Source organism: Vibrio sp. RM-41-2B, assembly GCF_024744415.1.
Classification (GTDB): Bacteria; Pseudomonadota; Gammaproteobacteria; order Enterobacterales; family Vibrionaceae; genus Vibrio; species Vibrio diabolicus.
The window spans coordinates 222,800-249,015 of sequence record NZ_JAMQWD010000047.1 but is presented as its reverse complement, the minus strand read 5'-3'; the positions used below and the strand labels follow the sequence as shown (position 1 = coordinate 249,015).

The 26,216-nt window shown below is 46.4% G+C and carries 18 protein-coding genes; 10 read left to right on the top strand and 8 right to left on the bottom strand.

The features are described from left to right. Positions 1 to 21 precede the first annotated feature (21 nt). The 5 genes from NB463_RS19940 to NB463_RS19920 all read left to right on the top strand — a co-directional run bounded on the left by NB463_RS19940 (position 22) and on the right by NB463_RS19920 (position 7,403). The gene (locus tag NB463_RS19940) at positions 22 to 819 is read left to right on the top strand and encodes a hypothetical protein (protein WP_258431951.1); all 798 of its coding nucleotides are present in this window, start codon (positions 22 to 24) and stop codon (positions 817 to 819) included. Between the two features lie 90 nt (positions 820 to 909). Further along, positions 910 to 2,052: an efflux RND transporter periplasmic adaptor subunit VmeP gene (gene vmeP / locus NB463_RS19935; protein WP_258431949.1), complete on the top strand. Its 1,143-nt coding sequence runs from the start codon at positions 910 to 912 to the stop codon at positions 2,050 to 2,052. A gap of 10 nt (positions 2,053 to 2,062) precedes the next feature. Continuing rightward, positions 2,063 to 5,203 (top strand): efflux RND transporter permease subunit VmeQ, encoded by a 3,141-nt coding sequence (gene vmeQ, locus NB463_RS19930; RefSeq protein ID WP_258431948.1) that lies wholly within the window; start codon positions 2,063 to 2,065, stop codon positions 5,201 to 5,203. A gap of 120 nt (positions 5,204 to 5,323) precedes the next feature. Further along, entirely contained in the window at positions 5,324 to 6,430 is a 1,107-nt protein-coding gene (locus tag NB463_RS19925; protein ID WP_258431947.1) for an OmpP1/FadL family transporter, read from the top strand. A 175-nt stretch (positions 6,431 to 6,605) separates the two neighbouring features. Beyond that, positions 6,606 to 7,403 carry a hypothetical protein gene (locus tag NB463_RS19920; protein ID WP_258431945.1) on the top strand — a complete coding sequence of 266 codons (798 nt, stop codon included), beginning with the start codon at positions 6,606 to 6,608 and terminating at the stop codon, positions 7,401 to 7,403. 48 nt (positions 7,404 to 7,451) lie between these two features. Here the strand turns inward: NB463_RS19920 and speG are convergent, their stop codons facing one another. Then, the gene (gene speG / locus NB463_RS19915) at positions 7,452 to 7,991 is read right to left on the bottom strand and encodes a spermidine N1-acetyltransferase (protein WP_041853120.1); all 540 of its coding nucleotides are present in this window, start codon (positions 7,989 to 7,991) and stop codon (positions 7,452 to 7,454) included. A gap of 245 nt (positions 7,992 to 8,236) precedes the next feature. Here speG and NB463_RS19910 point away from each other — a divergent pair, with 245 nt between their 5' ends. Continuing rightward, the gene (locus tag NB463_RS19910; protein WP_005375418.1) at positions 8,237 to 8,389 is read left to right on the top strand and encodes a hypothetical protein; all 153 of its coding nucleotides are present in this window, start codon (positions 8,237 to 8,239) and stop codon (positions 8,387 to 8,389) included. 118 nt (positions 8,390 to 8,507) lie between these two features. Here the strand turns inward: NB463_RS19910 and NB463_RS19905 are convergent, their stop codons facing one another. Next, entirely contained in the window at positions 8,508 to 9,557 is a 1,050-nt protein-coding gene (locus tag NB463_RS19905) for a sensor domain-containing diguanylate cyclase (protein WP_258431944.1), read from the bottom strand. A 292-nt stretch (positions 9,558 to 9,849) separates the two neighbouring features. After that, positions 9,850 to 10,701 carry a CARB family carbenicillin-hydrolyzing class A beta-lactamase gene (blaCARB, locus tag NB463_RS19900; RefSeq protein WP_047008407.1) on the bottom strand — a complete coding sequence of 284 codons (852 nt, stop codon included), beginning with the start codon at positions 10,699 to 10,701 and terminating at the stop codon, positions 9,850 to 9,852. A 239-nt stretch (positions 10,702 to 10,940) separates the two neighbouring features. Here blaCARB and NB463_RS19895 point away from each other — a divergent pair, with 239 nt between their 5' ends. After that, positions 10,941 to 12,290, top strand: a complete 1,350-nt coding sequence (locus NB463_RS19895; RefSeq protein ID WP_258431943.1) for a ferredoxin reductase family protein — start codon at positions 10,941 to 10,943, stop codon at positions 12,288 to 12,290. 97 nt (positions 12,291 to 12,387) lie between these two features. Here NB463_RS19895 and copI read toward each other — a convergent pair whose 3' ends face one another. From copI to NB463_RS19870, 5 genes are all read right to left on the bottom strand, one after another. Then, entirely contained in the window at positions 12,388 to 12,969 is a 582-nt protein-coding gene (gene copI, locus NB463_RS19890) for a copper-resistant cuproprotein CopI (protein ID WP_258431942.1), read from the bottom strand. 63 nt (positions 12,970 to 13,032) lie between these two features. Beyond that, a complete protein-coding gene (locus NB463_RS19885; protein ID WP_006742108.1) occupies positions 13,033 to 16,173 on the bottom strand; it encodes an efflux RND transporter permease subunit in 3,141 nt (1,046 codons plus the stop codon). A 2-nt stretch (positions 16,174 to 16,175) separates the two neighbouring features. After that, positions 16,176 to 17,891, bottom strand: a complete 1,716-nt coding sequence (locus NB463_RS19880; RefSeq protein WP_258431941.1) for an efflux RND transporter periplasmic adaptor subunit — start codon at positions 17,889 to 17,891, stop codon at positions 16,176 to 16,178. Between the two features lie 102 nt (positions 17,892 to 17,993). Beyond that, positions 17,994 to 19,415 carry a TolC family protein gene (locus tag NB463_RS19875; protein WP_006742106.1) on the bottom strand — a complete coding sequence of 474 codons (1,422 nt, stop codon included), beginning with the start codon at positions 19,413 to 19,415 and terminating at the stop codon, positions 17,994 to 17,996. Positions 19,416 to 19,633: 218 nt separating this feature from the next. After that, positions 19,634 to 20,053 carry a hypothetical protein gene (locus NB463_RS19870; RefSeq protein WP_104970175.1) on the bottom strand — a complete coding sequence of 140 codons (420 nt, stop codon included), beginning with the start codon at positions 20,051 to 20,053 and terminating at the stop codon, positions 19,634 to 19,636. Between the two features lie 243 nt (positions 20,054 to 20,296). Between NB463_RS19870 and fdhF the strand changes: the two genes are divergently transcribed. From fdhF to NB463_RS19855, 3 genes are all read left to right on the top strand, one after another. Beyond that, on the top strand, positions 20,297 to 24,565 hold the full coding sequence (fdhF, locus tag NB463_RS19865) for a formate dehydrogenase subunit alpha (RefSeq protein WP_258431940.1): 4,269 nt from the start codon (positions 20,297 to 20,299) through the stop codon (positions 24,563 to 24,565). A gap of 72 nt (positions 24,566 to 24,637) precedes the next feature. Then, positions 24,638 to 25,585 (top strand): endonuclease/exonuclease/phosphatase family protein, encoded by a 948-nt coding sequence (locus NB463_RS19860; protein ID WP_405054835.1) that lies wholly within the window; start codon positions 24,638 to 24,640, stop codon positions 25,583 to 25,585. 176 nt (positions 25,586 to 25,761) lie between these two features. Next, positions 25,762 to 26,133, top strand: a complete 372-nt coding sequence (locus tag NB463_RS19855; RefSeq protein WP_258431938.1) for a hypothetical protein — start codon at positions 25,762 to 25,764, stop codon at positions 26,131 to 26,133. Positions 26,134 to 26,216 lie beyond the last annotated feature (83 nt).

Sequence of the window (26,216 nt, the reverse complement as noted above, 5' to 3'; positions counted from 1 at the left end):
CATTAAAATGGATACAGTTTTATGAATTTAGTGAAACCGTCTGTTGTTATCATGGCAGCAGCCCTTCAACTCGCGTCTTCTGCTTATGCTCAGACAAATAATGACGAAGAACTACAAGATATGTCTGACCCACTTGCGGTTTACACCCAAGCGGGCTTTGGTATTACTGATAAAGGCGCGAACATCAAAATCGGCCAAACTTACCATTCAAGTCAACCAGGAACAATGGCTCAGAATGTTATCGAATTGAAAGGTATTGGCGGTGAGTTTCTTGGCTTTCGAGACAATGATGACATATTGTATGGTAATGTAGATGACAGCATTGATTCTTTTCGATTCCGAAACTTTCAAGTAGAAGTCGCAAAGGGTTTAGGCCGTCAATTGGATGTAAACTACGATGTTGAGAATGACAAATTAGATGCATCCTATAGTTTCATTCAAGCTTTACCTAAATTGGGAATGCTACAACTTTTTCCTTTAGCTGGTGCAGGTGTTACTATCGCGAATAATTTTGATGATAGTAAAGAAGATAAAGGCTATGAAATTCCAGGTACTTTCACCGTTGTTGGTATGTATTCAAAAATTGCGTTAACCGATAAAATCTGGATTAACTATAATCCAATGTATATGCATACGTTATCAGGGTCTAGTCAATATAAAGATACTTATTACACTGGTGAAGATAATATCTTAACTCATGAATTTGCATTGTCTTACCAAATTAACCCTCGCACAAATATTCGTTACTTTGCAAACTGGAATGAACACGTTAATTTCGGTGATGGTGATCACCGTATCGAATTTAACTACCAATTCTAACTTCCTCATTTATTTCCAGAATAGAAAGTGTGTTTATCCATATATTTAAATGTTTAGGCTAGGGCACTTTCTACATAAAGTAGGTTAATCATGAAAGCCAAATATAAATTTGCGTTGGTATCTATTGCTATATCTTCTGCATTATTATCAGGATGCAAAACCGGCGATATCGCAACGAACACCGCCCAAGTACCCTCTGTTGAAACCGTTACCCTAACCGAAACAAAAATCACTCCTTATCATACTTTTATAGGTCGAACTGAAGCGGTAAATGACGTTGATATTATGCCTCGAGTCGGTGGCGAATTAACCGCGATTCATTTTAAAGATGGCGATATGGTCGAAAAAGGCCAATTGCTGTTTGAAATCGACGACCGTCCTTACAAAGCGGCACTGGCGTATGCAAAAGCGTCGTTGCAAAAAGCAAAAGCACAACTCGTTCAAACTACGCGTGATGCAGAACGTGTGAAGAAACTCATCAAAGATAAAAGCATCAGTGAGCAGCAATACGATGACGCCATTGCTGCGCACGCCGCAGCGATTGCTTCGGTAGAAGAGGCGAAAGCGACGCTGGTTTCAGCAAGGCTCGATCTTGAATTTAGCTCTGTGCGTGCTCCTTTCTCTGGCCGCGTGGGTTTCAGCAACTTCCGAGTGGGTGACCGTATTTCGAAAATTCAACTCGTTCCTCTTGTTTCGATCACTCAAATCGACCCAATTCGCTTTGGCTTTGATGTGGATGAGAAGCTCTACCGTCGAGTAAGAAGTGCCATTGATGTAGCTCATCGTAACGATGACAAACTGGATGTTGATTTAACACTGACGCTTTCAGACGGTTCATTGTATCCACTTGATGGCAAGATCTACGCCGTTGGCAACAAGATCGATTTAGAAACAGGCTCAATTCGAGCTGAAGCACAATTCGATAATCCAACTTACGCGCTTATGCCGGGTGAATATGGCAACTTGACCATCAAGCTGCGCAACAAAACCATTGATGGTTTGCTTATCCCATCGGCGGCTGTTCAGCAAGACCAAGCGGGTGACTATGTCATGGTGGTTGGTGATGATCACGTGGTGTCACGTCGTAACGTTGAACTCGGTCAGACCTACGGTGTGAAACGTGCTGTGCTGACTGGCTTGGCGGCTAACGAAAAAGTCATCGTCAATGGTCTACAAAAAGTGCGTCCGGGTGCAACGGTGAAAGACGTTGAATTACAGAGTGAACAAGGCTGAGTGAGTACTGATGTTAAGTAAATTTTTCATTCACCGGCCGAAGTTTGCTTTGGTGATCTCACTGGCGATGACATTGATGGGTATGATCGCCCTGAAAGTCTTGCCAATTTCTGAGTATCCTCAAATCTCTCCAACGGTAATTACGGTGAGCACCATGTATCCGGGTGCAAACGCGGACGTGGTTAAAAAGACGGTAGCACAACCGATAGAAACCAAAGTCAACGGTGTTGAAGACATGATTTACATGTCTTCTGTGATTGGTAACGATGGCTCATACACATTGCGTATCTACTTCAGAGTGGGCGCAGATGGCGATATGGCGCAGGTTCGTGTGAACAACTTGGTGGCACAGGCGACGTCGTCTCTACCACAAGAAGTAAACCAAATCGGTGTGACGGTTAAGAAGAAATCTTCCGACATGCTGGGCGTTATCACACTGCGTTCTCCGAAACAGTCTTACGACAGTATCTACCTTTCTAACTACGCGGATCTCAATATCGTTGAGCGTCTAAAACGTATCGAAGGTATGAGTGACATTACGCTGCTGGGTAAGAAAGACTACTCAATGCGTATTTGGTTGAACCCAAATAAACTGGCTACCTTGAAGCTTTCTGCTAGCGATGTTATTGGCGCAATTAAAACGCAAAACATCCAAGTGGCGGCGGGTAAGATCGGTGGTATGCCAGCTCCGGGTGAGCAGCAATATCAATATGTTTTGCAAACCAAAGGTCGTCTTGCTTCTGCAGAAGAGTTCGAGAACATCATCATCCACGCGAGCAAGAAAGGTTCTTTGATTCGTTTGAAAGACGTGGCTCGTGTGGAAGTTGGCGCACAAGGTTACGAAGCTGATGGTCGTATGAATAACGAACCAGCCGCCGTTCTGGCCTTGTACCAGTTGCCGACAGCGAACGCGCTAGACGTGATGGAACGCGTGAAAGAGGCCATGAAAGAGTACGAGAAATCGTTCCCAGATGATTTGGTCTACGACATCGCTTATGACTCTACCGAATACGTAGAGACATCGATTGATGAAGTGTACGAAACGCTGGTGATTGCGGTACTTCTTGTTAGCTTTGTTGTGTATGTTTTCTTGCAGAATTGGCGAGCGACCATCATTCCAACCTTAGCTATTCCGGTTTCCATCATTGCGACGTTCGCAATCATGGGCGTGATGGGCATGACCATTAACACCATCTCGTTGTTTGGCTTGATCCTCGCCATCGGTATCGTGGTGGACGATGCGATCATCGTGGTAGAGAACGTGGAGCGGGTTATCCATGAAGAGCATTTAGACCCGATTCCGGCCACGATCCAAGCCATGAAAGAAGTGACGGGTCCAGTATTGGCAACAACGCTTATTTTGTTGGCGGTATTCGTACCGGTTGCGCTATTGCCGGGTATTTCTGGTCGAATGTTCAACCAGTTCGCTGTCACCATCTGTGTGTCGGTGCTGATCTCTGCGATCAACGCATTAACGTTAACGCCAGCGCTTTGTGCATTGATGTTGAAATCAACTCACTCGCAACCTATTGCGCCTTTGCGTGCGTTTAACCGAGGTTTTGAAGCAATAACGCGCAAATACCAAGGTTTAGTTGGCTTCTTGAGCCGCCGCATTGTGCTGAGTATCGGTGTGTATGGCGCGCTTATTGCAGTGCTGGCGTTTGCGTTCATGACCGTACCTTCTTCTTTCGTACCAAACGAAGATAAAGGCGTGTTCATGGTCGAGATGCGTTTGCCAGACGCAGCAGCATTGCAGCGTACTGCTCCATTAATGAAGAAGTACGTTGATGAGCTAAAACAGATGGAAGGTGTGGAGAACGTGGTTTCGGTTGCGGGCTTCTCGGTAATTAACATGGCGTCGATTCCAAACTCGGGCATGTTGATCATCAAACTGGATAACTGGAGCAAACGTAAAGACCCTGAGTTACACCAACGCGCGTTGATGAACAAAGTTAACCAAATGCTGAACTCAACGCCAGATGCCGCTTCGTTCGTTTTCGCGACGCCGGCAATCAAAGGCATGGGTGCGGTGGATGGTTTCAACCTTGTGCTGCAAGACAACTTGGGCCGTTCTCCACAAGAGTTGGCAAAAACAACCGCTGATTTTGTTGCCCAAATCAATCAACTGCCTGAAGTGGCGCGTGCGTTCTCGATTTTCCGTGCGAACATTCCGCAACGTTACATCGATATTGACCGCGATAAAGCGATTTCGATGGGCGTACCGTTGAATGAAATCTTCAGCACACTGCAAGCACAGTTGGGTGGCGCCTACATTTCTGACTTCAACTTGTTTGGTCGTTCGTACCAAGTCAAAGTGCAAGCAGAAGAGCAATACCGTGACAACATCGACGACATCGACCATCTGTTTGTTCGTTCAAACTCTGGAAAAATGGTGTCACTGGCAACGCTAGTGAAAGTGAAGCCGATCTTTGGCCCTGATACCTTGTCGAACTACAACATGTTCAGTTCTGCAACCGTGAACGGTGCGCCAGCGCCAGGTTACAGCTCGGGTGATGTTGTAAAAGCCATTGAAAAACTGGCTGCGGAATCTTTGCCAAGTGGTTATTCGTACGAATGGTCAGGCATGACTTACCAAGAGATGAAAGCAGGCAACATGGCGCCAATCGCGTTCGCATTGTCTTTGTTGTTTACCTACTTGTTCTTGGTCGCTCAGTACGAAAGTTGGACCATTCCTGCTGCGGTAATGATGGCGGTTCCAGTCGCGATTCTCGGCGCAATGGGCACGCTACTGCTGATGGGACAACCGTTCGATTTGTACGTGCAGATTGGTGTGGTCATCTTGATCGGTATGTCCGCCAAAGTGGCGATTCTTATCGTGGAATTTGCCAAAGTTCTGCGAGAAGAAAAGGGCTTATCAATCATTGATGCTGCCAAAGAAGCTGCTCGAATCCGTTTCCGTGCAGTACAGATGACTGCGTTCGCCTTCATCTGGGGGGTATTCCCGTTGGTGATTGCATCGGGTGCCGGTGCGGAATCTCGTCACTCACTGGGCTTTGCGGTATTCGGTGGCATGATTCTCTCTACGTTTGTAGGCACGTTACTGACGCCAGTGTTCTTCGTGATGATGCAATCTCTGCGCGAGAAGTTTAAGCGAAAGAAACCCTCTGAACTTGAGGTGAACGAGCAATAACGCTGATTTCAACTGACTGACTCCACAACCCCCCCACGCTGTGTGCGATTGGCCAATGCCTTTCATTGATATACAACCACCGTCGCAGCGTGGGTTTTCTCAAACAACAATAGGTTTAGTATGAAAAATCTTTCAAAAATCGTCGTAGCGAGCTCTCTACTGACGTGTGCTGCTGCGCAAGCGGGTGGGTTATACCTTTACGAAACCACAGCATCGGATATTGGTTTGGCATCCGCTGGTATGGCAGCTCGTGCGCAAGATGCCTCAGTAATGGCCGCAAACCCGGCTGGTCTGGCGAATGTTTCTGGTAAATCTTTCTCTGGTAACCTGATTGGCCTTTACGGTGACGCGCAACTAGACACGATGACTGGCGATGCGGGCAACGTGATTGGTTTTGTTCCTATGGCGTCGGCATTTTACAGCCAACAAGTAAACGACAAATGGACGCTGGGTATTGGTCTGTATGGCAACTACGGTCTTGGCCTCGAGTACGAAGGTCTTTTGGATAATCACTTAGATATTCCTACAGCAACGACACAAGCCTTGACCATTCAACCTTCCGCTTCTTACCGCATCAATGAGCACTGGTCTGTGGGTGCGGCGCTTGGTATTCAGTACGGTATGTATGAAGTAGAAGCGGAAGGGACGTTGGCTAGCTCTGGCATGCATAAAAAATACTTAGACGAAGACCAAGATACTCAAGTCAACGGCCGAGTAGGTGTGCTTTATGAGGCAACACCAGGCACGCGTCTTGGTCTGTCTTACTCTTCTGAAACCGAATTTGAATTCGCCAATAGTAACTCCATTGCTCCACAACAACTGATCTTCAGTGCTTACCATGAAGTGAATGATGACCTAGCGGTGATGTGGAACGTGAACTGGCAAGACTGGAGCGAATACACAACCACGCTGAACGTAGAGACACAAGACACTTACCAAATCGCATTGGGTACTCAGTACAAACTGAATGAAAAAATGATGTGGAATGCAGGTTTTGCATTCGATACCAGCATGTATGAAAGCCAATCAAACGGTGACATAACCGTTCCTACTGGCAAGGCGTACCGCATTGGTACAGGCATTGATTACAAATTGGATTCAGAAAACTCAATCGGTTTCGCGTTTGAAGCGATCTTGATGGAATCGTCAGAAACGCCAAGCTTACAAGCTGGCTTTGATGAGCCTGCTCTGTACTTCATGAGCATGAGCTACAACTGGAAAAACTAATCATTCCTAATCGCTAAAACGCCTTCCTTACAGGCCATTCTACCCTAACTACCTGCACTGGATGCTGTCACGCTATCTAAGGTAGTTAGGGCGCTTCTGTCACACCCAGTGAGTGATGATTTAAAAAGTATCTGCGCGGCTAAGTGCGGGTATTCAACATCTCAAAGGACTAAAAATGAAAAATAAACTAGCGTTAGTGTGTACGACTTTGTTGGTCAGTACGCTGGCTCATGGTGCCGAGCATCGAGTAAAAGACAATAAAAACAAGTTGGCGGATGACCCAACAAAAGTCATCACGAAATTTGGCGCGTCGTACGCAAACAACTACGATTTTGATGATCAAAACATCTCATTCTCGGGCTCACTTGCGCTTGACCAAGCGCGCAAAATTAACCTGCGTATCAATGATGATGCGAACGAGTGGCGTATTGGTGGCTCGTGGTTGTTTCCGGTCGGTATCGTGAACTTCAACTTCGGTAAAAATGAATACGTAAACGGCGCGGATCAAACCAACTACAGCGTTGGTACCTTTATGCCGCTAAGTTATTTCGGGATTGAGCCAGCAGGCTTCCAAATTTTCCCAATGGCAGGCTATACGTACAACACTGGTGATGTTCCCGTATGTGACGGTGCAGAAAGTAGCCACTGTAGCGAGCCTAACTTTACGGGCACTCCAAGTGCAGAGAATGGCTTCAATCTGATGAGTTCTTCTGGCAGCAGTGGTTACGTTGGTGCATTTGCGCTGAAATCGTTTACCAAAGAGCTGACGTTAATCAGCTTCGCAGCAGGCACTTACGGCTCAGAAAACAGTGAAGGAGAGAACTACAAAGGCTTCTTTGGTGGTATCGGCCTTGGTTATCTCGTGAATAAACGTCACTCGTTTAACGTAATGACGTTTGTCATGGACAACAACACGTATTTAGATGAGGCAGATAGGCGCGTCGCATTATCTTACCAATATCAATTTGAGTAAATTGAAAACGCAGCAACGATGGCTGCGTTTTTACTTTGATGGAATAAATTAGTGAATCGCGTTCTTTTCTTCGATCTTTTTCTGATATTGGTGTTTTAATATATACATACGCTTAACATCGCTATAGGCTCCGTTAATAAAGTATTCTTCTACTAAATGGCCTTCTTCAATAAAACCACATTTCTTATATAAATGAATAGCGACTTCATTATCCACTGCGACCAATAAGTATATTTTACGTAGATTAAGAATCGAGAAGGAGTAATCCAATGCACGATTAATCATCTCTGTCGCATAACCTCGTCCTTGATGCTCTGGGGCGATGATTATCTGAAACTCAGCGCTTCGGTGAATGTAGTTGATCTCAATAAGTTCGACCAATCCAATCACTATGCCGTCTTCATCTTCAACCACAAAGCGTCTTTCTGCGTCATCATGTATATGTTTTCGGTACAGTTCTTCGAGCTCATCATAAGATTCATAGGGCTCTTCGAACCAGTAGGCCATGATATTTCGGTTGTTATTTAGTTCGTGAATAAAGCGCAAATCAGAGCGTTCTAGTGCACGCATTTTTAGGCCTTTCTTCATCATTTATCTCCAATGAGGCGAAGTAAACCTCCGCAATTGATGCTAGAAAATCTTAACGTATTTAACAAGAATAGCGCATCTGTTTTTGGGAAATATTGTGTTTTTTTCAATATGGAAACTTAGAGTTCACGCCAAATAAAAATTAATCTTTACGATAAAAAATTCGATTAGGTGGTTTGCCTAATATCATATTAAATACCGCGCAACGACTTAGTGTCTTAATCTAAATAAACAAGGTATTCAATATGTTTTCAATCGGTGACGTAGTAGTAGCGACTAAAGGTATCGATCTTGGCGAAATGGTTGTTACAGGTTTAAGCAGTGGCGGTTTTTACACACACGTAAAAGCAGGCGAGAAAACGCTAACTTACCCAGCTAAAGATCTTAAGAAAGCATAATTAAATTTGCTCACTCTTATTTCTAAACTGGCTTAAAGTTCGTATTACTTATTTTAGGCGGGTTAGAATTTATAAAAGGTAGCGCAACAAGTCGCTACCTTTTTTATCACTCTCTTTTCTAGTTTTCTTCTGTTTTATGAACCTCAACACGGTTTCTACCGGTTTCTTTGGCTTTGTAAAGGGCTAAGTCGGCGCGTTTTACGAGTGGTTCAAACGAGTCATCCAAGCTACAGACTTGAGTTACACCAATACTAGCGGTAAAGCTCATATCACGACCTGAGTGTTGAATCGTCGTAGTTTCTAGCGCATTGCGAATCGTTTCTAATGTGTTTAGGGCTTCTTGCGATGAGCGGCTTCTTAGTACGATGGCAAACTCTTCACCGCCAACTCTGGCAAGTAAGTCACAGTCAAGTAGATGACTTTGAATGGTGTTGACTGCATGGATCAGCGATTTATCGCCAGCATCATGACCAAACCGATCATTAAGGCTCTTAAAGTTGTCTAAATCTAGAATAGCAACATGGAAGTCAATGCCTTGGGTGCGGTATTCAGTCAAGCGGCTTTCGATTTGTCGCATGAATTCTCTGCGGTTTGGAATGCCAGTCAGATCATCCGTTGTGGCGAGATGCTCCATTTTCATAATTTGTATATGAAGAGCAATGTTTAAAGCAATCCAGTTAGCGATGCACTGAAGCTGTGCCGCTTGTTCGTTTGTATAAGTGTGCGTTTGATGATGTGCAACATTAAGCGTGCCCAAACAGACTTTACCGTGCATTAAAGGCGCATCCATACACGTCCCCATGCCATTGGATGCCAGCATCACACAATCGACCTCATCAGATTGAGTGACATCGTCACAGATCATCAGTTGTTGTTTTTTGAACACTCGGCCAACAAAAGCTCGGTGAATAGGTACCAAGAATTCAGCCGGAATCGCTTTATTACCAGAGAAAGAGTAGACCTTTAGATGATCATCACTTTCATAAAGCGTGATACTCGCGCGGTCGGAATTGAATATACGATTTATCCATTCTGCGACCGTATCAAGCACCTGCTGCAATGTTTCCGATTGAGCTAAAAAGTGAACAAACCCTATCGGCATACAGATCGGACTTTCCATGTTCTGCATCGATAAGTCATCAGGGTTAAAAGTTCTTTCAAGTCTCAATAGACATCTCCTTGCGATGTTGCAAATACCAACAATAAGTTACACGAAGCTATTTTCAAGAAAAATGCGTTTCTACGTAAGATTATGGTTTATTTATCGCCATCTATGTGTGTTCAATTGCTTAATGTGGGCGTTAACTCACGCCTAAATGAATAAATGTTATACCTATTTATAAGTAAGTCATTACTCAATAAGGGGTGTTTTTGAGGTAGAACCAAAGAATAGGAAAGCCCTTCAGGGAAGAGAAGGGCAAAGAGGGTAAACTTAGGAAAGTAAATATGTACGCAGTGAATTAATTATCTTTGTATTTCTGTAAAATCAACTGACTGATTTGCGCGATGAGCTGGTCTCTGGCTTGCAGTGATAGCTCGGTTTCTGTGACATAGATACTAATGTAAACAGGACGATGGTTTTCCTTCCATATGATTGCGTTAATACCACGCGAACCGTGACCACCCGCACCAGAGCGGTCGGCGATAGACCAACCTGTTGGTAATACTGAACGCATTAACGAGTCTGAAACCTTGTTGTCCTGCATCCAGATTTTTAATTGCACGCGAGACTCGTAAGACAACGTTTCTCCTTCAATCAAGGTTCGCAGAGTGTTTACCATGGCGTTAGGTGTGGTTGTGTCGCGGTTGTCTCCCGGTGTCGCTTCGTTCAAACGTGGTTCTAATCTATCTAGGCGCGTCGCTTTATCACCAATAGTTCGCAGAAACATTGTTACGGCCTTAGGGCCGCCGATTTCATTCAATACTAAGTTGGCAGCAGTATTATCACTCATCAACATCGCAGCTTCACAAGCGTGTTCTACGCGTGTGTTTTGGCCTGCGAGTTTGTCCATCACTGGAGACCACACAACGATGCTGCGCTCATCGACTTTCGCGGTCGCATTTTTACTTAGCTTACCGCTGTCCATATCACTTAGCATTGTGGCGCAAGCCAAGGTTTTGAATGTGCTCATGAGTGGGAAGCGTTCATCGCCACGGTAATCCCAGCGCTCATCGGTTTGCGTATCCCAAACCGAGACTCCAATTCTGCTTGAGGTTTGTTGTTCGATGAGAGAAATGTCTTCATTCAGTTGGGAAGAGTAACTTAGGGTTGAGCAAACCATTAGCCCAGCCAACAAAAATAACTTTTTCATGCGTCGTGTTCTTCATTTTGGTTTTGGTTCGCACTGTGGCGATGTTACGCAAACTATAACGAGCGAATACTCTAACCACTGTTAAATCCATGTCGATTTTTTGTAGGATTCTGCGCAATACCTCCAAGTTTGTTATTGACCTTAGGTATATTGTGGGTTTACTCAACTTTACGAATATTGACGTTGCATTACGCTAGAAAAACTAAACTAGAGTTGTCGTCAATTTGAGAGTGATGTTCATGAAAACTGTACGAAATTTTGTATGGATGATAATTGCCGCCGTGTCTGTGTTGTGGTGGATGAGTGAACCGCAACTGCTTTCCTCGACCCAATTCTTCCAATGGCGCTCCGCGCTTATTCAATATTCTGGTGTTTTGTCGTTAGCTTTGATGTCTATTGCGATGGTGCTGGCGCTGCGCTTACCTGTGATAGAGCAATGGGTTCATGGCATGGACAAGGCATATCGAGTACACAAGTGGTTAGGTATAGCAGGCGTCAGTTTGGGTGTGATCCATTGGCTTATGTATAAAGTGCCGAAGTGGCTCGTTGCTGCTGGTTGGTTGGAAAAACCAGTAAAACACACTGGAGCAGGGCCATCAGGCAATAACTTCGTTGGTTTTGAGTTATGGGTTAAAGAACTGCGTGATATAGGCTTGGATTTAGGTGAGTGGGGCTTTTATTTGCTATTGGTATTGCTGGCAGTGTCACTCTGGACTGTTGTTAAATACAAACCGTTTAAGTTATCCCATCGTTTAATGGCTGTGGTGTATTTGATGGTTGCTGTTCACTCCGTTTTGCTGATCAAGCACGCGTACTGGGGCGATCCCATTCATTTTATCGCTTTTGGTTTTGCATTGATGGGCTCTGCGGCTGCCGTTTATAGCTTGTTTGGCTTTGTCGGACGAGCGAATCGCTATCCCGCCAAAGTGGTGTCGACTCGCTACTTCCCTCAAGCGCGAGTGATGGAGCTGGTTTTGGCGCCAGGCATTAACGACCAAGGAAAACCTTGGCAAGGGCACAAAGCTGGGCAGTTTGCTTACGTTCGTTTTGGTAACGAAGATCCACATCCGTTTACGATTGTTTCAGGTGAGCACGATCCAGAGGTCCGTTTTTTGATCAAAGAGCTAGGCGATTTCACGACCAATTTGTACCAGCGCGTGAAAGCGGGTAATGAGGTTGTTGTTGAAGGGCCGTATGGACGTTTAGAGTTTGATGTCAACAAGCCGCAAGTTTGGATTGCTGGTGGTGTCGGGATAGCGTCGTTCTTTGCTATCTTATCTTCATTGAAAGCGTTAAAAAGACATCCGCCAGTGCATTTGTTTTATTGCACACGTGGCTTAGATAGTCATTTAGTGGATGAACTGTGGAATGCCGCGCGTCAGGCACAAGTGAAACTGAACGTGATAGATACTGCGGTTTCACCTCGACTTAATGTTGAACGAATTGCGAGGGAATGCGGCGACTTATCGCGTTATGAGTTTTATTTCTGTGGACCGGAGGTATTCTCTAGAACCCTGAAAAAAGAGTTAGAGGTATATCGTTTTGATATAGAACATCGCTATCATGAAGAGCTGTTTGTGATGCGATAGTCTAGTATTTGGGGCGAAATAAAAAGGAGCTGATATTAGCTCCTTTTTATTTATATTTAACGTCTATGAACCGTGTTAATGCGTTAATCCGGTCTTACTACAGTTCCACTTTTTTGACCATGCCGGCTTCTGCATGTCCGGGGATATTACACGCGAACTCTACATTTTTATCGCCATGGAAGTGCCACAGGAGTTGTTTCGCTTTGCCTGGTTCAACAGTGACAGCATTGCCGGAGTCATGCATGTGATCGCCAGACATGGTTTTCATCATTTCACGGTGTTTAAGTTGTTCTTCTGCTGAGCCAATGGTAAATTCGTGATTGATTTTGCCTGTATTCATTACCACAAATTGAACCACATCATCCGGTTCTATTGTCACGTCTTTTTTGAATGTAATTTTCATGTCATCCGTTAAGAGTACATGAACGACTTTGTCTGGTTTTGCGCCATTTGCAGGCATACCAACCGCTGACATGCCCGGCATGCCGCTCATACCAGAATGATCCATTTTACCGTGGTCCATTTTTCCATGATCCATCGGCATTTTATCCATGTTCATGGAACCGTGATCCATTTGACCATGCTCCATGTTGTCGTGGTTCATGTTTGAGTTATCCATTTGAGCAAATACGCCACTCGATACCATGGTTAGAGCAAGAGTGATAAGAGTCTTTTTCATGTTGATTTCCTTTACTATCAATGAGCTATCGCGCCATTACTCTCTGAATAATGGCGCTCGTTGTTATTTATCTTGGTGTTGAGTTGATTTCACTTCACGCTGTTTCCACAGCTTGAAGATGGCAGGTAACACAAGCAGTGTTAACAGCAGGGCAGAGGCCATGCCACCAATCATCGGTGCAGCGATGCGTTGCATCACTTCAGAGCCTGTCCCCTCGCCGTACATGATTGGAATAAGACCAATGATTACCGTTAATACGGTCATCATGACAGGCCGCACACGCAAGCCAGCGCCTTCGCGAATTGCGTCTGTAAGATCCCGTGCTTGAAGCGGTCGTTGTTTCTCTTCTGCATCCAGTTTTCGGTGGTGCCACGCTTGGTTGAGATATACCAGCATGATGACGCCTATCTCCACCGCAACGCCGGCGAGGGCGATAAACCCAACCCCCACGGCAATAGAGAAGTTGTAGTTCAGATAATGCATCAGCCATAAGCCACCAACCATTGCTAAAGGCAGCGTCAGCATGATGATCAGCACCTCACCTACACGGCGAAAGCTGAAGTAAAGTAGCATCATGATGATCGCAATAGTGATTGGTACTACGACACTTAAGCGGTCTTTGGCGCGTTCCATGTATTCGTACTGACCTGACCAAGCCAGCGAATAACCCGCAGGTAATTCAAGTTGATCTGCTACTACTTGTTGTGCTTCCACGACGTATGAGCCCAGGTCACGACCTTCGATATCCACGAAAACCCAACCGTTTGGACGCGCGTTTTCGGTTTTGATCATCGGTGGGCCATCCTCATAACGAATATCTGCCACGTCTGCGAGTGCGATGCGTGCGCCGTTGGGGGTTACCAGTGGTAGGTTTTGCAGTTTAACAACCGAGTCACGGTAATCTTGCGGATAGCGGACGTTAATCGGGTAGCGTTCCAAGCCTTCAATGGTTTCTCCAACATTCATACCCCCAACAGCTGTTGAGATAACTTGCTGAACGTCTTTGATGCTCAATCCATATCTCGCAGCTGCGCGGCGTTTGATATCAATCGTCACGTAACGGCCACCCGCGACACGCTCCGCATATACAGATGAGGTGCCATGAACGCTATTAAGAATAGGTTCCAGCTGAGCACCAATTTTTTCGATCTCTTTCAGGTCTGGGCCTGCGATTTTGATCCCAATTGGCGTTTTAATGCCCGTCGCAAGCATGTCGATACGCGTTTTGATCGGCATTACCCATGCGTTGGTGAGTCCCGGGAACTGAATCAGTTCATCGAACTCTTTGCGTAACGACTCTGTCGTCACGCCTTCACGCCATTGATCGTGAGGTTTTAGCTGAATAACAGTTTCAATCATAGTGAGTGGCGCAGGGTCGGTGGCCGTTTCTGCACGGCCAATCTTGCCCCAAACCGTTTTGACTTCCGGTACGGTTTTGATCAGTTTGTTAGTTTGCTGAACTAGTTCACGTGCTTTACCAATCGAGATTCCCGGATACGTAGTCGGCATGTACATCAAGTCGCCTTCATCCAATGGTGGGATGAACTCGCTACCCAGTTGACTGGTTGGATAGTAAGCTGACGCCATTAGGCCTAAAGCGATAACGATCATACTCTTAGGATACTTGAGGCTGGTATTCAGCAACGGGCGATACAGCGCAATTAAGCCTCTATTTACTGGATTCTTATGCTCTGGTAATACGTTGCCACGGATGAAATAACCCATGAGCACAGGTACGAGGGTAATTGCCAAACCTGCCGCTGCGGCCATTGCATAAGTTTTAGTAAAGGCGAGAGGGGAGAACATCTTGCCCTCTTGACCTTCCAGTGCAAATACTGGCACAAAGCTTAACGTGATGATAAGTAGTGAGAAGAACAGGGGCGCGCCCACTTCTTCAGCGGCTTTGCCAATCACTTGCCAGCGGTTCTTATCCGTGAGAGGCGTTCGTTCAATATGCTTGTGGACGTTTTCTATCATTACGATGGCACCATCCACCATAGCACCGATGGCGATGGCAATCCCCCCGAGCGACATGATGTTGGCATTAATGCCTTGAGAATGCATGACGATAAACGCGGATAAAATACCGACGGGCAAGCTCAGCGCGATCACCAAAGACGAACGGATGTGAAATAGGAAGAGGGCACAAACAATCGCCACGACAATGAATTCTTCCGCCAATTTCTTCCACAAGTTTTCTACGGCAGCGTTAATCAGCGTGGAGCGATCGTAAGTAGGAACGATTTCTACACCATCCGGTAAGCTACGCTGTAAATCTTCAAGTTTGTCTTTTACTTTGCTGATGACTTCACTCGCGTTTTCGCCGAATCGCATGACAATAACGCCACCAACCGCTTCACCTTCGCCGTTAAGCTCAGAGATGCCGCGACGCATTTGCGGACCTAAGTTGATGTCAGCAATGTCGCCCAATAAGAGCGGTGTACCTTTCTCTGTCACTTTGAGTGGGAGTGATTCAATATCCTCAATACTCGTTAGGTAACCTGTAGTGCGAACCATATGTTCCGCTTCTGCTACTTCAACAACAGAGGCGCCCGTTTCCTGATTGCCGTTTTGGATCGCCATGTTCACTTGTTGCAGTGTCAGGTTGTAAGCACGTAGCTTAGCTGGGTCAATCTGAACTTGATATTGCTTCACCATACCGCCAACGGTTGCGACTTCAGAGACGCCATCGACGGTTTGCAGCTCATATTTCAAGAACCAGTCTTGCATACTGCGTAGATCAGCAAGATCATGGTTGCCAGTTTTATCTTGCAGTACATAGCTGTAGACCCAGCCCACACCCGTTGCATCTGGTCCTAATGTCGGTTTTGCACTCGGTGGTAATTTAGGTGCTACTTGGCTTAGGTACTCTAAAACGCGCGAACGTGCCCAATACATGTCGGTATCATCGTTAAAAATGATATAAACATATGAGTCACCAAAGAATGAATAACCACGAACGGTTTCCGCTCCTGGTACGGCGAGCATGGCGGTGGTTAGCGGGTAAGTAACTTGATCTTCAACTACTTGAGGTGCTTGGCCTGGGTAGCTTGTTTTGATGATCACCTGAACATCAGAAAGATCCGGAATGGCGTCTACAGGTGTATTCTTTACACTGTAAAGTCCGGTTAAAACAAGCGCTAAGGTTGCGATCAAAACCATGAAACGGTTTTTGATCGACCAGCGGATTATTGCTCCAATCATAGTTAGCCCTCAACCGCTTCAAGTTGCTTCAATACGTAGTCAGCTCCTTGTTTTTCAACTAGAAATCGGACTTTCTGACCTTCTTTGAATCCGGATAGATCCACTTCATTACCTACAGAGAAGTTCATCTCTCCTGCCTCCCAGTTCCATTCTGCAACTGGGAGGTGGTTGAGAGTTATCATCCCAAAATCCGCCATCAACATGCTGATATCTCCGGTAATCCATACGTCAGTCACGACAACGCTGTCATCGGTTTTGTAGTCAACGACTTCATATTGACCGGACTCTGTTTTCTGAATTTCAAACTCGATAGCTTGGCCTTTTTGCAGAGTGCCCACATCAACGTCATCTGCGAGGGTAAAGTTCATGACCATACCCGGCCAATTCCACTCTGCTACGGGCTGATGATTAATGGTCAACATACGGTGATCTTTCATCACATCGGTGATTTCACCCTTAGCCCAAACTGTTTCTACTTTGGCTTCAGTAGGTGATGAAATACGGGATAGATCAGCCGTTTGGCTCGATTCCGAATCCAACATAAAGTGCGCAGAGGTTACGATGCGATCATCTTGAGACAGACCTTGCAGCACCTCGATTTTGTCGTCGGCTTCACGCCCAACTTTGATGCGCGTTGAGCGGTATTTACCATCGCCTTCAGACAACACGACTCGGGTCATACCGCCGGATCGAATAACGGAAGACTTAGGAATCGTCATAACTGCGTTATCAGTGACTGGTTGAAGGGCAATGTTGGCAAACATATTAGGTTTAAGATCGCCATTCGGGTTAGGGAACTTGAGGCGTACACGCAAGGTACGAGTTTTAGGATCCAGAATAGGGTATACGTAGTCGACAACCCCTTTCCATTCATTGCCTGGAATAGCATCAAGCGTCATAGTGGCGCTACTTCCTGCTTTCATCCAGTGCGCTTGGCGCTCAAATACTTCGGCATCCACCCATACATTTTCAAGTGGGCCCGCGCTGATCACCGCTTGAGCAGGGGATAGGTAACCACCTTCACGAACGTTCAAACTCGCGATGACACCATCTTCCGGAGCTTTAATTTCAATAGTTTGCGATGCTTTCCCGCGTTGAGTGATGGCTCTGATTTGAGAACGATCAACACCCAGTGTCACTAAACGTTCTGTCGCGCCTTTCACCAGACCATTACGCCCAGTTCGGTAGGCGTTCAGTAGCTCTTCTTGTGCTTTGACTAGCTCAGGCGAATACAGCGTGAACAGCACATCGCCTTTGTTGACCTTTTCACCCACGGCATTGATGTAAAGCTTTTCAACCCAGCCAGCCACGCGAACGTTGGTTTGCCACAAATGACTTTCGTCAAACGCGATATAGCCGACAGTTTCAATCCGAGGTGAAAGTTGCTCTAAAGAGACTTGAGCGGTTTTTACACCTAAGTTGTTTTCAACTGATGGGTCAATTTTTACCGTGCCGGGTTTGTCTTGTTCACCTGCGAGATCTTCAGCGTACACTGGGATCAAGTCCATGCCCATTGGCGATTTGCCCGGTTTGTCGCGCTTATAATTTGGATCCATCGGCGCAACCCAATAGAGTGGCTCGTTTGAGCTGCTCGCAGCGCTACCGCCTGTGCCGCTCATGTCGTGGTTTGCACCAGATAGGTACTGATTAACGCCAAACCCTAGTGCCCCGCCAACAAGCAGAGCGATGGTTGCTATCTTGATTGAATTTGAACTCATTCCTAATTCCTATTTTCCCCATGAGGCATGACAGCGATGTTGATTGTTTATTGGTGTGCATTCGCCATCGTCCCCAAACTTGGGTTCTCTCATGTTTTTGTTTTAGTTCGCGCTTGCTTCAGTCGTGATGTTGGGTGCGGATACTTGATATTCGAAACCACCCAATAAAGCCGCTAAGTTGCTGTTTACGATGTTTAAATCGGTAATAAGACGTTGCTGTTCGAGCTTTAGCGCCAGCTCGTCTGTGCTTGCCATGATCACGTCGTTAAACTGTGCGGTGTTGTTTTGATAACCCCTTTCTACCGCGTGAATACGAGCTTGAACTTGGGGAAGTAAGGTGGATTGATAACGCTCTAAACGCTGACTCAAGTTGGCGCGATCAACCAGCAATGTGTTGACCTTCGCGTTCATCTGAGTCAGTAACGTATCTTTTTGTGAGCGAGCAGCACCCACTTGATACTGAGCGGCGGCTAAGTTGCGGTCTTGGCGATTGCCAGTGAACAGGGGAATGTCCATTGTTAGATACGCGCTCACCAAATCCGATGCAGGTTCGCCTTTCATATTGTTGGCTTGACGATAGGCGTACATCACTTCCACACCGAATTGAGGCGTGTAAGCTTGCTCTGCGATGTCCACTTGAGTTTCATTGGCAGAAATACTTACGTCTGCCATTTTCACCATCGGGTGCTCACTCAACTGTTGGTAGTGCTTGGTCGTTTCGTTATTTGCAGACAACTTTTGGTTTAATGACGCCCAAGTCAGTGTGTTGCTGGCTTGAAGTGTTGAGCGTCCGTTTTGGGTATAGGTATTGAGCCAGTCCGAGCCCAACCATTCTGAGAGTTGCGAGACCAAACGGCGCTGCATTTGTGCGTTGGCTTGCAGCTTTTCATCCAACTTACTCACTTGAAGCTGTGCATTCAGTAAATCTTGCGCTTCGCTTTTGCCGATTGAGTAATTGGTTTGAATGAAGTTTTCCATTTCCGTCATGAGCCGACGGTTTTCTAGCAAAATTTGCTCTGCTTTCTGCTGATAGCCCAGCTCCAACCAAAGCTGAGTCATGCTGTTTGCCACTTCAAGCTCCCGTGCGTGAACTTGCAACGACAAACCATCGGCTTGTTGATTGGCTTTCTTTTGTTGAAGATTGAGCGTCGAGCCACGTTCGAACTGTTGCATCAAACCGACGGAGATATTGGTCATCGGATCCTCGTCAAATTTGAAGCTATCGACAGGCAAACCACCAAAACCGACTTTCAATTTCGGGTCCATCAAGGTTGCGCTGGCTACGCCTGTTTCACGCATTGCTTCCGATTGAGCATAGAACTGCTTACGGTTGCCATCGTTACTCAACGCAACGCTAATGAGGTTTGCTAGCTCATTGGTTGACTGAGCTTGGATTGATTGAGCTTGCGCTTCTTGTTGTGCTTTCGTATTGGCTGGCGATTGTGCCACCACATTGAAAGCAGGTAGGGCAACCAGAGCCAGTGAGCATACTGGTGCCACTAAGCGATTTGGGTTGAATTCCATAATTTACATCCAAATTGATACCAAGCTCTTTTGCGTTTCGGGATCGATTGAACCGAGCGGGAGAGCGTTGGTATTTGCCAAACGGATGACGCACTTTTTTATCGCTAAATAGCAGGTAACAAATGGAGTTACGAGCGAATAGCTGAGGTGAGCACGCTATCAGTTGGGCGCAAAGAAACTGCCTGCAAAGCGATGCAGGGTCGAATGCTTTGTATGGATTAAACTATCGGAGGCCGATACAAATCATGGGTGACTTGTACCACTGGTGCGGTAATTTCTGAGGCAATGGATGCGCGACAAGCCAATGGGGAGAGCTGGTTGTCAGTGGCTGGTAATGGGACAAAAACGAATGAGCAAGATGCTGTACAGCAATTGTGGATCATACCGGAGCCATCAACACAGCTCATGGTCATCTCTGCAGAGTCGGAGCTCAACGATGAGGCCATCTCCATGCTCATACTCGGGGAGCCGCAGTGATCGTTCTCGCTTGCCATTTCCGCCATGTGAACAGACATCATGGCATCACTCGACATCATTTTTAGGCTCATTAAAGGCGCACTATTTACCACGCTAGATACCAGCAGTATCAGCGTTGTACATAACGTTAGCCAAATTGTATGCAATGATTTCAGACGCATACGGTTTCCAGTCAAAATGAGCTTATATATCAAGTAACCACTAAATAATAAAGGTTACCCTAGGGGTAAAGTCAAGGATTATACCGACCCCCTTCGAGATAATGAGTTCTACATCTTAAAGTCAATTGGACATATTAATCGCTAAGAAATATCTCGCTAGTGAGTTTTTTGTCACACGAACTTTCCATGGTAGGGTTTATCCTTATAGAATGTAAGGTTTAGTGTGCCTGCTTCGGGGGTTGTATGATAGAAATTGTCATCGATGGAAAATATAGAATTGTAGAAGAGGGGCTAACCCTTCTGGAAGCAGCCAAAGTGTGCGGGGTCGAAATCCCTTCACTGTGCGGAATGAACAAAAGTAACGAGAAAATTCCGTGTGATTTGTGTGTGGTCGAAGTGGAAAGTGGCGGAACTAAGCGCGCCTGTGATCTCAAAGTGTACCGCGGTCTCAATGTCGTCACACAATCAGAACAACTTAGTGAGCACCGCAGAAAAGCGCTCAACCGAATCATGACGGACCACTACGCCGACTGTGAAGCTCCATGCAAAACAGCGTGTCCTGCTGGGGTAGACATCCAATCTTATCTCTACCATATCTCGCAAAACGATCATCAAAAAGCGATTGAAGTTATTAAACGCACACTGCCAATGCCGTTGTCGATTGGGCGCGTGTGTCCGGCATTCTGCGAAAGTGAGTGTCGCCGTTCTTTGGTGGATGAGCCGATTGCCATTCGCCAACTCAAACGTCATGCCGCAGACGCAGATTTAGCGGCGCATGAAGCGTATGTCCCAGAGAAAAAACCAGCGAAGCATCGCAAGATCGCCGTTGTTGGTAGTGGCCCCGGGGGCTTAACGGCAGGTTATTACTTGTCGAATGAAGGTTATGACGTCACCGTATTTGAGTCCATGTCCAAAGCAGGCGGTTGGCTACGCTACGGCATTCCTGAATATCGCCTACCTAAAGACATTCTAGACAAAGAAATCGAACTGATGTGCCGCAACGGCATGCAAGTTGAAACCAACAAAAAGCTTGGTGTTGATTTCATCCTGTCTCAATTGAGTGAAGACTACGATGCTGTCTGTTTGGCAGTGGGGGCGTCTCAAGCGGTAGAAATGAATTACCCTGGTAGCGAGTTGGACGGTTGCTACCTCGGTGTTGATTACCTGAAAGATTACGTTACAGAACAAAACTACGTTACGGGCAAAAAAGTTGCCGTGATTGGTGGTGGTAACACTGCGATCGACTGTGCGCGTACGGCGCGTCGTGCGGGTGCCGATACCACTTTGATCTATCGTCGAACTCGCGACGAAATGCCAGCCGAAGACTACGAAATCGTCGAAGCTGAACATGAGGGCGTGAAGTTCCATTTCTTAACGAATCCGGCGGAAAACATCGCGGATGAAAACGGCCGCGTGAAGGCAATTCGATTAGAACGAATGGCGTTAGGTGAGCCAGATGCGTCTGGTCGTCGTAGTCCGAAACCAACGGGTGAGTTCTTTACTGAAGCATTTGATACCGTGATTGCAGCGGTATCGCAAAAGCCGGATCTCAGCTTCTTAGAAAACGATGATTTGTCTATTCCACTAACGCGTTGGAACACATCTGAGTCCGACTCGCAAACCATGCACACGGGTACGGGCAATATCTTCAGTATCGGTGATTTTCGTCGTGGTCCTGCGACAGCGGTTGAAGCAGTGGGAGATGGGCGAGTTGCGGCAAAAGCGATTGATCTGTTCCTCAATGGCGATATGGCGGATATGCCGAAACCTGCGTTCAACTCTCGTAAAGAGAAAAAACTGGCGCAGGTTGACCCACTTCATTTCGAAAATATCCAAAAAGTTGCTCGTTCAATCATGCCGGAGTTGACTCCAGCGCAGCGTGAGCAGAGTTTTGATGAAGTGGAGCTGGGCTTTGATAACGAAGAAGCCATGAAAGAAGCGGCGCGCTGCTTAGAGTGTGGTTGCCAAGCGAATACCGACTGTGCCTTGCGAGATTACTCAACGGAATATCATGCCGAGCAACATTTCGATGTTTCCGTGGACGTTTCCTCTGCTAGCGTGATTGGTCATCAAGATTGGCTCGATTTGCGAGCGAAAGATCTTCGTCACAAATACGAAGTAGACCGCAGTTCTGAGTTCATTGAATTTGATGCTAACCGCTGCATTAGTTGTGGTCAGTGTATTCAAGCATGCCGTGAGCAAGCGGTACATGGTGTGTTGAGTTTTGTGTCCGATAAAAATGGCCGACCAGCTTTACGACCAGATGATCGTCCACGATTCCGCTCCGATGAAAAAGGCGCAAGTTGCAACGGTTTGACGCTCATGGGCGATTCAAAATGCGTGCAATGTGGGGCGTGTGTTCAGGCATGTCCAACGGGCGCGATGGTGGACAGCCGTGACCGCTCTCAAGGCAGAACCGAACATCTAAAAGCCGTCGATACCATTTGTACCTACTGCGGTGTGGGTTGTAAGTTGACCATGTTTGTCGATGAGCAACAAAACAAAATCCGCTATGTAAAAGGGGCGGATTCGCCGGTTAACCAAGGTATGCTGTGCGTAAAAGGTCGTTTTGGTTTTGATTTCATTAGCAGCGAAGAGCGTTTAACGACACCACTGATTCGTAGAGATGGTTGGTTTCAGCCAGCGAGTTGGGATGAAGCGATTCAGCTAGTGGCTTCGAAGCTTTCGACCATCAAGCAAGATTTTGGTAGCAACGCATTGGCCGGATTCTCTTCAGCGAAAACCACTAACGAAGATAACTACGCGTTTCAAAAATTCATCCGTCGTGAACTTGGTACGAACAACGTTGATCACTGCGCACGTTTGTGTCACGCATCAAGTGTGACAGGGCTTGAAGCATCGTTGGGGAGTGGTGCGATGACCAACGACATTCCGAGCATTAAGCATTCCGATGTGATCTTTATTATCGGTTCTGACACCACATCTGCGCACCCGATCATCGCTTCGCACATCAAACAGGCGATTCGTCATCACGGGGCGCGCTTGATTGTGGCAGACCCGAAACGAGTGGACATGGCTGAACATGCAGAGCTGTACTTAGCGCATCGACCGGGTACGGATGTTATGTTGCTCAATGGCGTGATGCAGCAAATCATCAAAAATGGTTGGTACGATCAAGAATACATCGAAGAGCGCGTCGACGGCTTTGATACCTTGCTTCAAGAGGTGATGTCGCCAGCGTACAATCTCGACAACGTTGAGTTAGTGACGGGCGTAAAAGCGGACGATATTTTCGCGATGGCGCGAATGATTGGTACGGCAAAACGCACTGCGGTGTATTACTCAATGGGTATTACCCAGCATACAACAGGGCACGACAACGTTCGTTCGATTGCAAACCTGCAATTGTTGTGTGGCAACATCGGTATTGAGGGTGGTGGTATTAACCCACTGCGCGGTCAATCAAACGTACAAGGTGCGTGTGATATGGGCGCTTTGCCGAACTGTTATCCGGGATATCAAAAAGTGTATAACCCGATTGTTCGTCAGAAATTCGCGATTGAGTGGGATGCGCCGAACTTACCTTCTGAGCAAGGGCTTACCCTAACGGAAATCATCGATGCGGCGTGCAAACGAGAAGTTCGCGGGATGTACATCATGGGCGAAAACCCAGTACTGAGCGATCCAAACCAAGCACACGTGATTGAAGGGTTAGAAGCACTCGACTTCTTGGTCGTGCAAGACATCTTCCTCACCGAGACGGCGCAGTACGCCGATGTGGTATTGCCTTCTTGTTCATTTGCGGAAAAATCCGGTCACTTCACCAATACTGAGCGACGCGTGCAGCGCGTTAATGCGGCAGTGAAAGCGCCGGGTGAGGCGAAAGAAGATTGGTGGATCATTCAAGCGATCGCAAACGCGATGGGCAGCGATTGGCATTACCAGTGTGTTTCTGAAATCACTAGCGAAATCGCGCGTGTAACGCCGCAATATGCAGGGTTGCGTTGGGACGCGATCACGCCGAACGGTGTTCAATGGCCAAGTAACAAGAACAATCCAAACGGTACTCGTATTATGCACCAAACCCAATTTACCCGAGGGAAAGGGCAAATGGTGGGCGTGCCGTTCCGCTATGCAGCTGAGTTGCCTGATGAAGAGTATCCTTTGGTGCTTACAACAGGGCGTGTGCTAGAACAGTTCCACACCGGTACGATGACGCGCAAAACGAAAGGGTTGGATAACCTTGCTGGGCCAAGAGCGATGATCAGTGTTGAAGATGCTGAAGCAATTGGTATCCATAATGGTCAGCGCCTAAAAGTGTCGACTCGTCGTGGCAGCATCGAAATTGATGCGTTTGTGACCAAGCGAATGCAAAAAGGCGTCGTGTTTATTCCTTTCCATTTCGTTGAGTCGCCAGTCAACCGCTTGACGACTACGGCAACGGACCCGCATGCGAAAATTCCTGAATTCAAAGTCGCAGCGGTTAAGATTGAAATCAGTGAAACGGCCGCTCAACCAGAGCCTGTCGAGGAGGCGGTACACCACGTCTAACATCAACGCTTCACGCACTGGCGAGTTGAGAAATTGCATTTAAGCTTATGATATGTAATAGCGAAACGAGCAGTGCGTGTGTCGAGCGTTTTTAAGTGGATCATATTGCTTCTACCCGCTCTTATTTGGCTGGCGGTCAGGCAAATTGAACATATTTGGTGGGCGGAGAATCTTACCTCGATTCCCGCCCTCATTGTGTTCACTTACGTTATTTTAGCCTCGGCGTTTTTTATCGCTCGCAGATGGTTGCAAAGTGCATTTTCTGCCTTTGTCGCTATTTTGTTTGTCTCGTTACTTGTTCCGCCGCAGCGCAGCCATGTGGCATCTTGCTCGCAGTCTTTGAGCGTCATTCAATTCAATCTTTTTTACGAAAACTCAGACATCAATCAGTTCATCAACTATCTGTTGAGGCATCCTGCTGATCTGGTTGTAATGCAAGAACTGACGCCGCGTGTTGGCAGCCTTTTGCACATGTTGGATGATGTCTATCCGCATTATTATGGTGGCCAACGTGACGTGGGATACCCTTCAAATTTGATGATTCTTAGCCGATACCCCATCACGGAAGTTTCGGTTTATCGTGCGCCAAATGGACAAGAAGTCATCAGAGCGGTTTGGTTGCCTAAAGGTCAAGCACCGATCACTTTGTTTGCGGCTCATCCACCGTCACCAAGAACCAGCGAGCTTTGGCATCAAAGAAATACGCTGGTGCGAACCATAGAAATGCTGACCGCGCTTTATCCCGAGCCAGAGGTGTTGGTTGTGGGGGATTTCAATCTCTCCTCGGTTAGCCCTCGTTTTTCTGCGCTGTTCCCGAGTTTCCAAACCGCGCCAGTGACGAGCTGGCCAACTAACATCAAAGGCATCAACGTGCCAGAGCCGATGATGATAGGTATTGATCATTTGTGGCTAAAATCTGAGCAAGGACAGCGAATCATCTGCGCTCGTGAATCCTCTGCTTTTCCTCAAGGCTCAGATCACCGCATGGTGACAACCCAGATCGGTGTGTATATCCCATAGTTCAAGCCCTTAGAATTTATCGTGTTTCATAAGTAAAACCGGTACTGAGCTTGTCATAGAATTGACTGTCTCTGACGATCCTCTGTTATTTGAGCAAGTTCTATAACCTAAACTTTGCTCGCTTCCTATACTGAATTAACGAAGCAGAGTTTTTATAACAACAAGAGGCAGCTTGCATGACAAGAACAACCTCATTTGCACTCGTTCTATTACTGATGTGCTCATACTTTGGTTACAACCGTTATTACGTGTATCCGCAGCAGTTGGAAACACAGGCCAAATCCATGTTGATACAAATGGCAAATCGCGAAGAGTGGATGGATGTGTTTGAGATGATGAATCGCGTAGAGGCGCACAAAGGGCATTTAGAGCTCGTGGCCGATGTTACGTCTTCTGATGGCAAACGTGCTTACAGTGAAGGCTTTATTACCTATACTGATCGTGAAGGTGTCGTCTGTAAACAGGTGGTGTTTAACTTTAAAATCAACTCTTTGAAAAACTACAGTATTTCAGACTTACGAGACTGCTCGTACGGCGAATATTATTAACGTGAGTTGCTTAGTTAAGCCCGGTAAAACTACATTTGAATATCCAAACAAAAATAGCCTCATTGTCGAGGCTATTTTTGTTT